Origin of the sequence: Streptomyces sp. NPDC091272 (genome assembly GCF_044757485.1) — a bacterium.
Classification (GTDB): domain Bacteria; phylum Actinomycetota; class Actinomycetes; order Streptomycetales; family Streptomycetaceae; genus Streptomyces.
Genome location: NZ_JBIVVC010000009.1, coordinates 291,392 through 304,505, shown reverse-complemented (window position 1 = coordinate 304,505; position 13,114 = coordinate 291,392). Strand labels below are relative to the sequence as shown.

Annotated in this window: 11 protein-coding genes; 2 read left to right on the top strand and 9 right to left on the bottom strand. The window is 69.7% G+C overall.

The features are described from left to right. Positions 1-340: 340 nt before the first annotated feature. From ACIQM4_RS25115 to thyX, 3 genes are all read right to left on the bottom strand, one after another. Positions 341-2,026, bottom strand: a complete 1,686-nt coding sequence (locus tag ACIQM4_RS25115; RefSeq protein WP_401595655.1) for a ribonuclease J — start codon at positions 2,024-2,026, stop codon at positions 341-343. 147 nt (positions 2,027-2,173) lie between these two features. Then, positions 2,174-3,073 carry a 4-hydroxy-tetrahydrodipicolinate synthase gene (gene dapA / locus ACIQM4_RS25110; RefSeq protein ID WP_401595652.1) on the bottom strand — a complete coding sequence of 300 codons (900 nt, stop codon included), beginning with the start codon at positions 3,071-3,073 and terminating at the stop codon, positions 2,174-2,176. 197 nt (positions 3,074-3,270) lie between these two features. Continuing rightward, positions 3,271-4,023, bottom strand: coding sequence for an FAD-dependent thymidylate synthase (gene thyX / locus ACIQM4_RS25105; RefSeq protein ID WP_401595650.1), 753 nt, complete (start codon positions 4,021-4,023; stop codon positions 3,271-3,273). A gap of 211 nt (positions 4,024-4,234) precedes the next feature. On the opposite strand from thyX, the gene ACIQM4_RS25100 reads away from it, so the two are divergent. After that, positions 4,235-4,474 carry a hypothetical protein gene (locus ACIQM4_RS25100; RefSeq protein WP_401595647.1) on the top strand — a complete coding sequence of 80 codons (240 nt, stop codon included), beginning with the start codon at positions 4,235-4,237 and terminating at the stop codon, positions 4,472-4,474. A gap of 131 nt (positions 4,475-4,605) precedes the next feature. Beyond that, positions 4,606-5,157, top strand: a complete 552-nt coding sequence (locus ACIQM4_RS25095; RefSeq protein WP_401595645.1) for a hypothetical protein — start codon at positions 4,606-4,608, stop codon at positions 5,155-5,157. Positions 5,158-5,247: 90 nt separating this feature from the next. On the opposite strand, the gene ACIQM4_RS25090 is transcribed toward ACIQM4_RS25095, so the two are convergent. From ACIQM4_RS25090 to eccD, 6 genes are all read right to left on the bottom strand, one after another. Continuing rightward, a complete protein-coding gene (locus tag ACIQM4_RS25090) occupies positions 5,248-5,700 on the bottom strand; it encodes a hypothetical protein (RefSeq protein ID WP_401595643.1) in 453 nt (150 codons plus the stop codon). 29 nt (positions 5,701-5,729) lie between these two features. Beyond that, positions 5,730-6,482: a 4-hydroxy-tetrahydrodipicolinate reductase gene (gene dapB / locus ACIQM4_RS25085; RefSeq protein ID WP_401595641.1), complete on the bottom strand. Its 753-nt coding sequence runs from the start codon at positions 6,480-6,482 to the stop codon at positions 5,730-5,732. Positions 6,483-6,505: 23 nt separating this feature from the next. Further along, entirely contained in the window at positions 6,506-7,885 is a 1,380-nt protein-coding gene (locus ACIQM4_RS25080) for a M16 family metallopeptidase (RefSeq protein WP_401595639.1), read from the bottom strand. 2 nt (positions 7,886-7,887) lie between these two features. Then, entirely contained in the window at positions 7,888-10,098 is a 2,211-nt protein-coding gene (locus ACIQM4_RS25075) for a polyribonucleotide nucleotidyltransferase (protein WP_401595636.1), read from the bottom strand. Positions 10,099-10,500: 402 nt separating this feature from the next. Continuing rightward, a complete protein-coding gene (rpsO, locus tag ACIQM4_RS25070) occupies positions 10,501-10,791 on the bottom strand; it encodes a 30S ribosomal protein S15 (protein ID WP_185034549.1) in 291 nt (96 codons plus the stop codon). A gap of 182 nt (positions 10,792-10,973) precedes the next feature. Beyond that, a complete protein-coding gene (gene eccD / locus ACIQM4_RS25065) occupies positions 10,974-12,629 on the bottom strand; it encodes a type VII secretion integral membrane protein EccD (RefSeq protein ID WP_401595632.1) in 1,656 nt (551 codons plus the stop codon). Positions 12,630-13,114 lie beyond the last annotated feature (485 nt).

Here is a 13,114-nt window from a genome sequence, read left to right as displayed (position 1 = left end):
TCCTTCGTACTCACCCCTGCGGGCTTTCCTCCGGACGTTTTCGTTCGGTGTTTCTTTGTTTCTTTTGTGTTGTTGCGTTTCCGACTCTATCAGACTGTTTCCAGTGCCAATTTCCTCGGTCCCACTCGCTTTCCAGGTTCTTCGCTTTCGCGTTTTCCCTTTCCGGCGGTTCCGACTTTATCAGAAGTTCTGAGTCGGAATTTCCATCTCCCGGCCGGGTGACGCAGACACGCGGACGTGTGCTGCTTCCCGGTGGGGTGGAGACGTAAACGTACTGGAGCGGAGCGCCTCGATGCAAATCGAGGTGCCCCGCTCCGGAAGATGAGGTACAGGACCTCGATCAGACCTCTACGACGACCGGCAGGATCATCGGCCTGCGGCGGTAGGTGTCGGACACCCACTTGCCCACCGAGCGGCGGATGAGCTGCTGGATCTGGTGGGCCTCCATCACTCCGTCGGCCGCGGAGCGCATGAGCGCTTCCTCGATCTTCGGGGTGACCGCGTTGAAGGCGGCGTCGTCGATGCCGGAGCCCCGGGCGTGGAAGGTCGGCCCGCCGACGATCTTGCCGGTGGAGCTGTCGACCACCACGAACACCGAGATGAAGCCCTCGTCACCGAGGATGCGGCGGTCCTTGAGGTGGGTCTCCGTCACGTCGCCGACCGAGAGGCCGTCCACGTAGACGTAACCGGCCTGGACCTTCCCGACGATCTTGGCTCGGCCGTCGACCAGGTCGACGACGACGCCGTCCTCGGCGATGACGATGTGGTCCTTGCGGACACCCGTGAGCGCGCCCAGCTCCGCGTTGGCGCGCAGGTGGCGCCATTCGCCGTGGACCGGCATCAGGTTCTTCGGCTTGCAGATGTTGTAGAAGTACAACAGCTCGCCGGCCGAGGCGTGGCCCGAGACGTGCACCTTGGCGTTGCCCTTGTGGACGACGTTGGCGCCCCAGCGGGTCAGGCCGTTGATGACGCGGTAGACCGCGTTCTCGTTGCCCGGGATGAGGGACGAGGCCAGGATGACCGTGTCACCGGGGACGATCCGGATCTGGTGGTCGCGGTTGGCCATCCGGGAGAGGGCGGCCATGGGCTCGCCCTGCGAACCGGTGCAGACCAGCACGACTTCCTCGTCGGGGAGGTCGTCGAGGGTCTTGACGTCGACGACCAGGCCACCGGGGACCTTCAGGTAACCGAGGTCGCGCGCAATGCCCATGTTGCGGACCATCGAGCGGCCGACGAAGGCGACCCGGCGGCCGTACTCGTGGGCGGCGTCCAGGATCTGCTGGATGCGGTGCACATGGCTGGCGAAGCTCGCGACGATGATGCGCTTCTCGGCGCTCGCGAAGACGTTGCGCAGCACGTTGGAGATGTCGCGCTCGGGCGGTACGAAGCCCGGGACCTCGGCGTTCGTGGAGTCCGAGAGGAGAAGGTCGATGCCCTCCTCGCTCAGACGCGCGAAGGCGTGCAGGTCGGTGAGGCGACCGTCCAGCGGCAGCTGGTCCATCTTGAAGTCGCCGGTGCACACGACCATGCCGGCGGGGGTGCGGATGGCTACCGCCAGCGCGTCCGGGATGGAGTGGTTGACCGCGACGAACTCGCACTCGAACGGGCCGAGGCGCTCGCGATCACCCTCGGCGACCTCCAGCGTGTACGGACGGATCCGGTGCTCCTGGAGCTTCGCCTCGATCAGCGCGAGGGTCAGCTTCGAGCCGATCAGCGGGATGTCGGGCTTGAGGCGCAGGAGGTAGGGAACTCCTCCGATGTGGTCCTCGTGGCCGTGCGTGAGGACGATGCCCTCGATGTCGTCGAGGCGGTCCTTGATGGACGTGAAGTCCGGCAGGATCAGGTCGATGCCGGGCTGCTCCTCCTCCGGGAAGAGCACTCCGCAGTCGACGACCAGCAGACGGCCGTCGAACTCGAAGACCGTCATGTTGCGGCCGATCTCGCCGAGCCCGCCCAGCGGGGTGACGCGCAGGCCACCCTTCGCGAGCTTCGGCGGGGCGCCAAGTTCAGGGTGCGGATGACTCAAAAGACTCTCCTTACCACACACGCCACGGGCCCCTGGGGATCGTGGCGTGCATGTCGTGTCGTGCACTGACTGTGTCTGTGGGGTGTAACCGGTCCTGCTCGGTGGAGCTTGTTCAGTTGTGAAGTCTTTGTGCAAAGAAGCCTGTGTTTAAAGCTGTACCCCGCCGGCAGCGAGGTCGATCTTGAGCTGGTGGGTCTCGTCGGCCGAGAGCTCGACCATCGGCAGTCGCAGCGGTCCGGCGGGCAGGCCCTGAAGGGCGAGGGCGGCCTTCGTGGTCATGACGCCCTGGGTGCGGAACATGCCGGTGAAGACCGGCAGGAGCCTCTGGTGCAGCTCGGTCGCCTTCTGTACGTCGCCGCTGAGGAAGGCGTCCAGCAGGGCGCGCAGCTCCGGGGTGACCACATGTCCCACGACGGAGACGAAACCGCAGGCGCCGACCGAGAGCAGCGGCAGGTTGAGCATGTCGTCGCCGGAGTACCAGGCGAGACCGGAGCGGGCGATGGCCCAGCTGGCGCGGCCGAGGTCGCCCTTGGCGTCCTTGTTGGCGACGATCCGGGGGTGCTCGGCGAGCCGGACGAGCGTCTCGGTGTTGATCGGGACGCCGCTGCGGCCGGGGATGTCGTACAGCATCACCGGGAGGCCGGTGGAGTCGGCGATGGCCGTGAAGTGCTGGAGCAGGCCCTCCTGCGGGGGCTTGTTGTAGTACGGCGTCACGGCGAGGAGGCCGTGGACGCCGATCTGCTCGGCCGCGCGGGCCAGCTCCAGGCTGTGGCGGGTCTCGTTGGTGCCGACCCCCGCGACGACGTGGGCGCGGTCGCCGACCGCTTCCAGTACCGCCCGTACCAGGTCGTTTTTCTCCGCGTCGCTGGTGGTCGGGGACTCGCCGGTGGTGCCGTTGACGACAAGACCGTCGTTGCCTGCGTCCACCAGATGGGTGGCGAGCCGCTGTGCGCCGTCGAGATCGAGTGCGCCGTCCGCCGTGAAGGGCGTGACCATGGCGGTGAGGACCCGCCCGAAGGGGGTCTGCGGAGTGGAGATCGGAGCCATGGGTAACACGCTACTCGCTGCTCAGCGCGGGGTGTCCCCTCGGGGGGACCGGTGGGCGGGGGGAAAAGGACACCGGCACTGCCTGCTCGGGGGTTCAAGCAGTGCCGGGTCCGTTTGATCAGCCTAGATGAACTTCTCGAAACGCCGCAATACGGACACCTCGTGCGGCCCATCCGTACATCTGTGCCCGCATGCGGTCACGGAGCGACGCGGCCGTTCTTGTTGAAGGCCGCGTGGGTCAACGGCATGAGCTCGGCCCACCGGGCCTCCATCTGCTCGCCGACCATCTCGATCTCGCGCTGCGGGAAGGACGGGACCTTGGCGAGCTCGTGCTGCGTGCGCAGGCCGAGGAAGTGCATCAGCGAGCGCGCGTTGCAGGTGGCGTACATCGAGGAGTACAGGCCGACCGGCAGGGTCGCGCGGGCGACCTCGCGGGCGACGCCGGCGGCGAGCATCTCCTGGTACGCCTCGTAGGACCGGCGGTAGGAGTCCTCCATGACGCGGGCGGTGAGCTCCTGCTGGGCCTCGGTGCCCGGGACGAACTCGTACTTGCCGGGGCGGCCCTCCTGGACGAGCTTGCGCTCGGCGCCGGGAATGTAGAAGACCGGGTCCAGACGGCGGTAGCGGCCCGATTCCTCGTTGTACGACCAGCCCACGCGGTGCCGCATGAACTCGCGGAACACGAAGATCGGGGCACTGATGAAGAAGGTCATCGAGTTGTGCTCGAACGGGCTGCCGTGCCGGTCGCGCATCAGGTAGTTGATGAGCCCCTTGGAGCGCTCGGGGTCCTTGGTGAGCTCCTCCAGGGACTGTTCGCCGGCCGTCGAGACACGGGCCGCCCACAGGACGTCCGAGTCCTGTGCGGCGTGCTTGACCAGCTCGACAGTGACTTCACTGCGGAAGCTGGGCTTCTGGGTCTCCTCGGTAGTGCTGTCCGGGGTCACGGTCACCGGCGGGTCCTTCCACTTGCGTCGCTCTGGGCGGCGTCCACTCTACGGGCCGGAAGGGGCTCCGAATTCCGGACGACCCGTCAGGACATTCTTCGAATAATTCCGGGAAATCGGGCACCAAGTGGCAGGTTCGTACGTCTGTCTCTGTAGAGGTGCCTGTGCAAGGCATCACAGACGCATTCGATTCTGATGAGCAGAAGGAGCGACACTCATGTTTCGCCGGCGAGAAGCCGTCCCGTTCGCCTTCGTGGCCGAGGCCGACCGCTTCCGCAGTAACGTCACCCCGCCCCCTCCGGAGCGCCCGAGCACCGCTCAGCTCCTTCACCGGTCGCTGGTCGGTCTGACCGTGGTCGCGGGGTTGGTCGGTTCACTTCTCCTGGGGCTCCCCGCGCTCGATCCCGGTCACGCGCCTGGCAAGGCCCAGCAGTCCGAGGCCTCCCAGGGGCGCTGACCTCACCCGTCCCACGGACCTCACAGCCCGTCAGAACTCTTCCGGCCCCCCTGAGCTGGCCCGGCGGGAGTCCGCTGGGTAGCCTCACCGGGCACAGCCCAATCGAGCGTGCTTGTGAGTGAGGACCAGTCGTGCCCCTGCCTTTCCTGACGGCCGACCGCGCTTTTGAAGCAGGCGCGGACGACATTGCGCTGCCGTACGACGACCACGACCTGTGGCGGCGACCGTACCGGCCAGGCCCCTACCGGGTCGGGGCGGCGGCGTTGCTGCTGTTGCTGGCGTCCTTCGTCCTGCTGTCGGCGATGATCATCGCGTTCGCCGCCCAGACGGGCAGTGCGCTCATCGTGTTCGGCTTCGGCGCGGTCGTCGTCGCCTGCGCGCTGCGCATCCTGCGGCTCGGCGTGTGGGTCAGCCGGGCCGGTCTGCGACGGGTCGGGTTCCTCAGCACCGTCACGGTGCCCTGGAGCCAGACCTCGAACATCAGGACCGTGCAGCAGCCGGTGCGCTGGCTCGGGCTCCCCAGGACCGTCCAGGGCCAGGCACTGGTCATGGAGCGGCACGGCGGGACGCAGCTGCCGCCGCTGCTCACCGACCACAGTGCGGACTTCCTGTCGCGGGTCGAGGCGTTCGACCGGGCGGCGGACACGATCGAGGTCTGGGGCGACGAGTACCGGACGTCGTAGGTACGCCCCGCAGTACGGCAGCAAGGGCCCGGCCCCGGAGAGATCCGGGGCCAGGCCCTTGCTCGTACGGCACGATCCGGGTGAGAGGCCCTAGAGCGGCAGTGACCTGCCGTCGTGCAGGGCGATGGCGCGCTGCATCGCCTTGCGGGCGCGCGGGGTGTCGCGGGCGTCCTGGTAGGCGATGGCGAGCCGGAACCAGGAGCGCCAGTCGTCCGGGGCGTCCTCGGTCTCCTCGCGGCGCCTGGCGAACACCTCGTCCGCCGAGTCACGGTCGATGCGGCCGGCCGGGGTGCGCCGCAACTCGTCGACGGGGAGCGCTCCTTCGGCGTCGAGCTCGGCCGCCAGCTTGTTGGCCCTGCGGACGAACTCGGTGTTCTTCCAGAGGAACCAGACGCCGATGAGCGGGATGATCAGCGCGGCCACGCCGAAGCCGATGCCGAGCGGCGTTCCCAGCTGCATCATCGCGACGGCACGGCCGCCGACCAGGACGAAGAAGACGACCAGGACGGCTGCCGTGATGAAGTAGGTGATCTTTGCGCGCATGGCTGTGGGTGCCCCGCCGGTGGGAATCGTCAGTTCAGGTCGAGGAAGTGTTCCAGGCCGAAGGTGAGGCCGGGAGTGCTGACCACGCGGCGGGCGCCGAGCAGGATGCCCGGCATGAAGCTGCTGTGGTGCAGGGAGTCGTGACGGACGGTGAGGGTCTCGCCCTCGCCGCCGAGGAGGATCTCCTGATGGGCGAGGAGCCCGCTCAGGCGGACCGAGTGGACCCGCACGCCGTCGACGTCCGCGCCGCGCGCCCCGTCCAGGGCTGTCTTGGTGTCGTCCGGCATGGCGGCGCTGCCCGCCTGCGCGCGGGCCGCCGCGATCAGCTGGGCGGTGCGGCCGGCGGTGCCCGAGGGGGCGTCCGCCTTGTGCGGGTGGTGCAGTTCGATGACCTCGACCGACTCGAAGTACGGCGCGGCGATCTGCGCGAACTTCATGCTGAGGACCGCCCCGATGGAGAAGTTCGGCGCGATGAGCACACCGGTGGCGGGGGAATCGGCCAGCCAGGCGTTCAGCTGCGCGAGGCGGTCCTCGGTCCAGCCGGTGGTGCCGACGACGGCGTGCATCCCGTGCCGTACACAGAATTCGAGGTTGTCCATCACCGAGTCGGGGGTGGTCAGCTCGACGACGACCTGGGCGCCGGACTCCGTGAGGGTGTCCAGCGAGTCGCCCCGGCCGAGGGCGGCGACCAGCTCCAGGTCCTCGGCCGATTCCACGGCTCGTACCGCCTCGGAGCCGATGCGGCCCTTGGCACCGAGGACCGCCACGCGCAGCTTGCTCATGTTGCTCTTCCTTAGAAGGAGGGTTACGCGACCGCTTCGTCGAGGCGGGCGGCCTGCTTGTCCTTGAGCGGGCCGATCACCGAGAGGGAAGGGCGCTGTCCCAGGATGTCGCGGGCGACCTCCCGTACCTCGTCCGGGGTGACCTCGGAGATGCGGGTGAGCATGTCGGTGACCGACATGTGCTCGCCCCAGGCCAGCTCGCTCTTGCCGATGCGGTTCATCAGCGCGCCGGTGTCCTCCAGGCCCAGGACCGTGGAGCCGGAGAGCTGACCGACCGCGCGGCGGATCTCGTCGTCGGTGAGGCCGTCGGCCGCCACCTTGTCGAGTTCGTCGCGGCAGATCTTCAGTACGTCGTGCACCTGGCTCGGCCGACAGCCCGCGTACACGCCGAACAGGCCGCAGTCGGCGAACCCGGAGGTGTACGAGTACACGCTGTAGGCCAGGCCGCGCTTCTCGCGGACCTCCTGGAAGAGCCGCGAGGACATGCCACCGCCCAGCGCGGTGTTGAGCACGCCGAGCGCCCAGCGGCGGTCGTCGTTGCGGGCCAGGCCCGGCATGCCGAGGACGACGTGCGCCTGCTCGGTCTTGCGGTTCAGCAGCTCGACGCGGCCCGAGGTGCGGAGCGTACGGGAACCGGCCCGCGGGGCCACCGGGGCCGCGTCCGGGCTGCCGAGGGCGCCGGCCTTCTCGAAGGCGCGGCGGACCTGGCGTACGACCGTGGCGTGGTCGACGTTGCCCGCGGCGGCCACCACCAGGTGGGTGGGGTCGTAGTGCTTCTTGTAGAAGCGCCGGATGCGGTTGGCGTCGAGTGCGTTGATGGTGTCGACGGTGCCCAGGACCGGGCGGCCGAGCGGGGTGTCGCCGAGCATGGTGTGCGCGAACAGGTCGTGCACGCAGTCGCCCGGGTCGTCCTCGGTCATCGCGATCTCTTCGAGGATCACGCCGCGTTCGGCGTCCACGTCCTCCTGGCGGATCAGCGAGCCGGTCAGCATGTCGCAGACCGTGTCGATCGCCAGCGGGAGGTCGGTGTCGAGGACCCGCGCGTAGTAGCAGGTGTACTCCTTCGCCGTGAAGGCGTTCATCTCGCCGCCGACCGCGTCGATCGCGGAGGAGATGTCGAGGGCGCTGCGCCTGGCGGTGCCCTTGAAGAGGAGGTGTTCGAGGTAGTGCGTCGCGCCGTTCAGCGAGGGTGTCTCGTCGCGCGAGCCGACGTTCACCCAGATCCCGAAGGTGGCGGAGCGTACGGAGGGGAGGGTTTCGGTGACGATGCGCAGGCCGCCGGGGAGGGTGGTTCTGCGGACGGTGCCGATGCCGTGCTCGCCCTTGAGAAGCGTTTGGGTACGGGCGACGGCCCGCCCCTCCGAAGAGGTGCGGGCCGTCGTCACGGAACTACGGGACGTCACTTTTAGGCGTCGTCCTTCGTTTCGTCGTTCTCTTCACCCTCGATGACCGGGATCAGGGAGAGCTTGCCGCGGGAGTCGATCTCGGCGATCTCGACCTGCACCTTGGAGCCGACCGCGAGCACGTCCTCGACGTTCTCCACGCGCTTGCCACCGGCGAGCTTGCGGATCTGCGAGATGTGCAGCAGGCCGTCCTTGCCCGGCATGAGCGACACGAACGCACCGAAGGTGGTGGTCTTGACGACCGTACCCAGGTAGCGCTCGCCGACCTCCGGCATGGTCGGGTTGGCGATGCCGTTGATCGTGGCGCGGGCGGCCTCGGCGGCCGGTCCGTCGGCGGCACCGATGTAGATGGTGCCGTCGTCCTCGATCGTGATGTCGGCGCCGGTGTCCTCCTGGATCTGGTTGATCATCTTGCCCTTGGGGCCGATGACCTCACCGATCTTGTCCACCGGGATCTTGACGGTGATGATGCGCGGCGCGTTCGGGGACATCTCGTCCGGAACGTCGATCGCCTCGTTCATCACGTCGAGGATGTGCAGACGTGCGTCACGGGCCTGCTTCAGCGCGGCGGCCAGGACCGAGGCGGGGATGCCGTCGAGCTTGGTGTCGAGCTGGAGCGCGGTGACGAAGGTCTTCGTACCGGCGACCTTGAAGTCCATGTCGCCGAACGCGTCCTCGGCGCCGAGGATGTCGGTCAGCGCGACGTAGTGCGTCTTGCCGTCGATCTCCTCGGAGATGAGGCCCATGGCGATACCGGCGACGGGGGCCTTGAGCGGCACACCGGCGTTCAGCAGCGACATGGTGGAGGCGCAGACCGAGCCCATCGAGGTGGAGCCGTTGGAGCCCAGCGCCTCGGAGACCTGGCGGATCGCGTAGGGGAACTCCTCGCGCGTCGGCAGGACCGGCACGATCGCGCGCTCGGCGAGCGCGCCGTGGCCGATCTCGCGGCGCTTGGGGGAGCCGACGCGGCCCGTCTCACCGACGGAGTACGGCGGGAAGTTGTAGTTGTGCATGTAGCGCTTGCGGGTCACCGGGGAGAGGGTGTCCAGCATCTGCTCCATGCGCAGCATGTTGAGGGTGGTGACGCCCAGGATCTGGGTCTCGCCACGCTCGAACAGGGCGGAGCCGTGCACGCGCGGGATGGCCTCGACCTCGGCGGCCAGCGTACGGATGTCCGTGACGCCGCGGCCGTCGATGCGGACCTTGTCCTTGATGACGCGCTCGCGGACGAGCTTCTTCGTCAGCGCGCGGTAGGCACCGGAGATCTCCTTCTCGCGGCCCTCGAAGGCCGGGAGGAGCTTCTCGGCGGCGATCTCCTTGATGCGGTCCAGCTCGGCCTCGCGCTCCTGCTTGCCCGCGATGGTGAGCGCCTTGGAGAGCTCCGGCCTGACGGCCTTGGTGAGGGCCTCCAGGACGTCTTCCTGGTAGTCGAGGAAGACCGGGAACTCGCCGGTGGGCTTGGCAGCCTTGCCCGCGAGGTCCGACTGGGCCTTGCAGAGGTTCTTGATGAAGGGCTTCGCCGCTTCGAGGCCGGCCGCGACGATCTCCTCGGTGGGAGCCTCGGCGCCGTCCTTGACGAGCTGGATGGTCTTCTCGGTGGCCTCGGCCTCGACCATCATGATCGCGACGTCGCCGTCCTCCAGGACGCGACCGGCGACGACCATGTCGAAGACGGCGTCCTCAAGCTCGGTGTGCGTCGGGAACGCGACCCACTGGCCCTTGATCAGGGCGACGCGGGTGGCGCCGATCGGACCCGAGAAGGGCAGGCCCGCCAGGATCGTGGAGCAGGACGCGGCGTTGATCGCGACCACGTCGTACAGGTGGTCGGGGTTGAGCGCCATGATCGTCTCGACGATCTGGATCTCGTTGCGCAGGCCCTTCTTGAAGGAGGGGCGCAGCGGCCGGTCGATCAGGCGGCAGGTGAGGATCGCGTCCTCGGAGGGCCGGCCCTCACGGCGGAAGAAGCTGCCGGGGATCTTGCCGGCGGCGTACATGCGCTCTTCGACGTCCACCGTGAGGGGGAAGAAGTCGAGCTGGTCCTTGGGGCGCTTCGACGCGGTCGTGGCCGACAGCACCATGGTGTCGTCGTCCAGGTACGCGACGGCGGAGCCGGCGGCCTGCTTGGCCAGACGGCCCGTCTCGAAGCGGATGGTGCGGGTGCCGAAAGTGCCGTTGTCAATGACGGCCTCGGCGTAGTGGGTCTCGTTCTCCACTAGCGTTTTCTCCGATACTTAGCGTCTTTCGTCTCCTGCGCCCGTGTGGCGAGGGACGGTGTCGGAGAAGCGCGCGCTCCGTCGTGGTTAGCGGCCGGTCTTCGATCGAAGCTCCCGGGGTCGTGTTTCTCCGGGCGCCACTACCGAGGACCGGCGGGCTGGACGCGTCGCGCTTCTCGCTCTTCGTTTGTTTCCTGCGTCGTACGTCCTACACGTGGTGCTGCGCCGTACGGGTGCAGCAAACCCGTGCTTGTGCCGAGCCGGACCGGCGCGGCGGGTGTTGCGCGTTACCAGACTAAATGGGGTCCGGTACGTCGTGCACGTACAAGCTCGCAAGCGGGCTTCGTACGTACGGCAAAGGGAGCGGCCCCAGTGGTCGGGAACCGCTCCCTTCGTGGCGTCCTACTTGGCGCCGCCGGCCGCACCGCGGCGGATGCCGAGACGGTCGACCAGCGCACGGAAGCGCTGGATGTCCTTCTTGGCGAGGTACTGGAGCAGGCGACGACGCTGGCCGACCAGGATCAGCAGACCCCGGCGGGAGTGGTGGTCGTGCTTGTGCGTCTTCAGGTGCTCGGTCAGGTCCGAGATCCGACGGGAAAGCATGGCGACCTGGACCTCGGGAGAGCCGGTGTCGCCCTCCTTCTGGCCGAACTCGCTCATGATCTGCTTCTTGACAGCGGCGTCGAGCGCCATGCGTGCTCCTCGTGTTAAGTGACTGCCACCGAGTGCCCCTGGTCTCGTTCTCAGGGGAGCTTCCGTTACTCGGGAGGCGGGGATCCGCTGGGCGCAGCCCCCAGAGCTCCGGGGAGACTCCGATGGGCGCGTACACAAACGGCCGTAGGTCAGAGTACCAGGCGGTTTCAGCGGGCGGCGCACTACATCGGGGCCGAGCGCAGCGCGTGGTAGGCGTCGAAGACGGCCAGGCACAGCGGGACCGGGGTGAGCAGGACGCCGGCCTCGGCCAGTTCCAGGAAGCGGCCCCAGAAGGGGGTGACCCCTTTGTTCGGGACGATCAACGCGATCGCGGCGACGACGGCCGCCGTGGCGGCGGTGACCGCCGCGATGACGAGCGTACGCAGGTCGGGAGAGGCCCCGGCGGTGTGCGGCGGGTGGAGGGCCAGGCCGAGGCCGAGCAGCAGGAGGGCGGCCAGGCCGGCGGCGAGGACGCACGCGGCCTGGGCGGTGTGCCGGAAGAGGTGGGCCCGTAGCAGCAGGGCGAGACCGAGGGCGAACGCGAGTGCCTGTGCGCGTACGCCGCCGGAGAAGGAGAGGACCGAGGCGCAGCCGACGGCGAGCAGGGCGCAGCCGCCGAGCAGGCCGGTCAGCAGTTCGTGGCCGCGCCGGACGCGGGTGGCGACGCGGTGGGCGTCGGTGTCCGGGTCCGAGTGGGCGTGGGACTGGGAGGTGGCGGGCTCCGGGTCGTGGCCGCCGACCGCGGTGGGGGGCGGGGCGAAGCCGACGGGGAGGCGGGCGAACCGGGCGGCGAGGCCGGGCAGGAAGGCGAGGGCTGCGACCAGGAGCGGGGCGCCGAGGGCGGCGGCCTTGACGGGCGCCAGGTCGGCGAGGGTCGCGAGGAAGGTGAGGAGGAGGCCGGCGCCGGAGGCCACGGCGGTGGCGAGGAAGGGGGCGTCGGTCGGGGAGGCGGGGGTGAGGGACGCGCCGGCTGAGGCGTGGATGGCGGCGTCCGCACCGGTTTGCGGAACGCGGCCGGAGCTGCCGAGGCCGCCGCCCGGGGAATTGCCTGCGGCGGTGGCGGCACGGGGGCCGCGTACCGCGTCGCGGGTGGGAGGTGCGACGAGGACCAGGAGTACGGAGGCGAGGAGGACGGCGGCGCAGGCCGTCAGGAGGTGGACGCGGCCGGGGCCCTCGCCGGGATCCGGCGGTACGAGCGCCGTGCCGGCGACGGCCGCGTGGGCAAGGGCAGCGGCGCCGAGGGCGACGGCCGAGCCCTGGTCCTCGTACACCCGGGTCCGTACGGCGGCGAGGGACAGCAGGAGTACGGCCGCGATTCCCGCGAGGACGCCGGGAAGGCCGCGGGTCTGGTGGCCGGGGGCCGCGTTCCAGAGGCAGAAGGCGAGGAGGGTGAGGAGGGCGGAGGCGGCGAACAGCCCGGTGGTGCGGGTGAGCCGGTCGTCCCAGAGGCTGCGGTCGCGGGCCACCGCGGAGGCGACCGCGTCGGACACGTCGTCGAAGACGGGTGGCGCGAGGGATTCCGCGAAGGGGCGCAGGGCCAGGATCTCGCCGTCCAGGACGCGCTGGTCGGCCAGGGTACGGGCGCTGTCCAGGACGCTGCCGTCGCGGCGTACGAGGTGGTGGCCGACGGGGGCGTGCGGGGTGGGGCGCTGGGCGCAGAGCCGGAGGATCTCGGGGTGCAGGTCGGCGAGGGGGAGGTCGTCGGGGAGGGCCACGTCGACGCGGCTGTCGGGGGCGGTGATGGTGAAGCGGCAGAAGCCGGTGGGGGACGGGGTGGGGGTGGCGGTTCTCCGGCGCGGGGCGGGGAGGGGGGTGGTGCGGGGGGTGGCGACGGTCACGTTCTGCACTCCTTCGAGGGATCGGGGTGGCGGCCCGAGCACGGCCTCCACGGGTCCGCGCCCCGCCGGACGGCGTCCGCTCCGGGCGGGGGCGAGCGCACGCGGGGCCGGTCCTGGACGGCGGTCGCTCCAGGCGGGGCGGGCCCGGGGGGGGCCCGCCCCGGGCCGGGGGTGGCCACAAGCTGCACCGGCCCGACGGCGGTCGCCCCCGGTCCGGGCGGCCAGGCACGGGGCCGGTCCGGACGGCGGTCACCCCCATCCGAGCGAGCGCCCGCGCGCCGGTCCGGACGGCGGTCGCCCCATCCGAGCAAGCGCACACGGGTCCGGTCCGGACGCCGCCTGGCCATGGCCGAGGCGCCACCAGCCGGGCCGGTCCGCAGGGCACCCGCCGAACGGCGTCCGCTCCAGCCGGGAGCGAGCGCACGCGGGCCGGTCCTCACCGCACCCGCCCCGGCCGGGGTTCGACCGCGCGCGGGGCCGGTCCG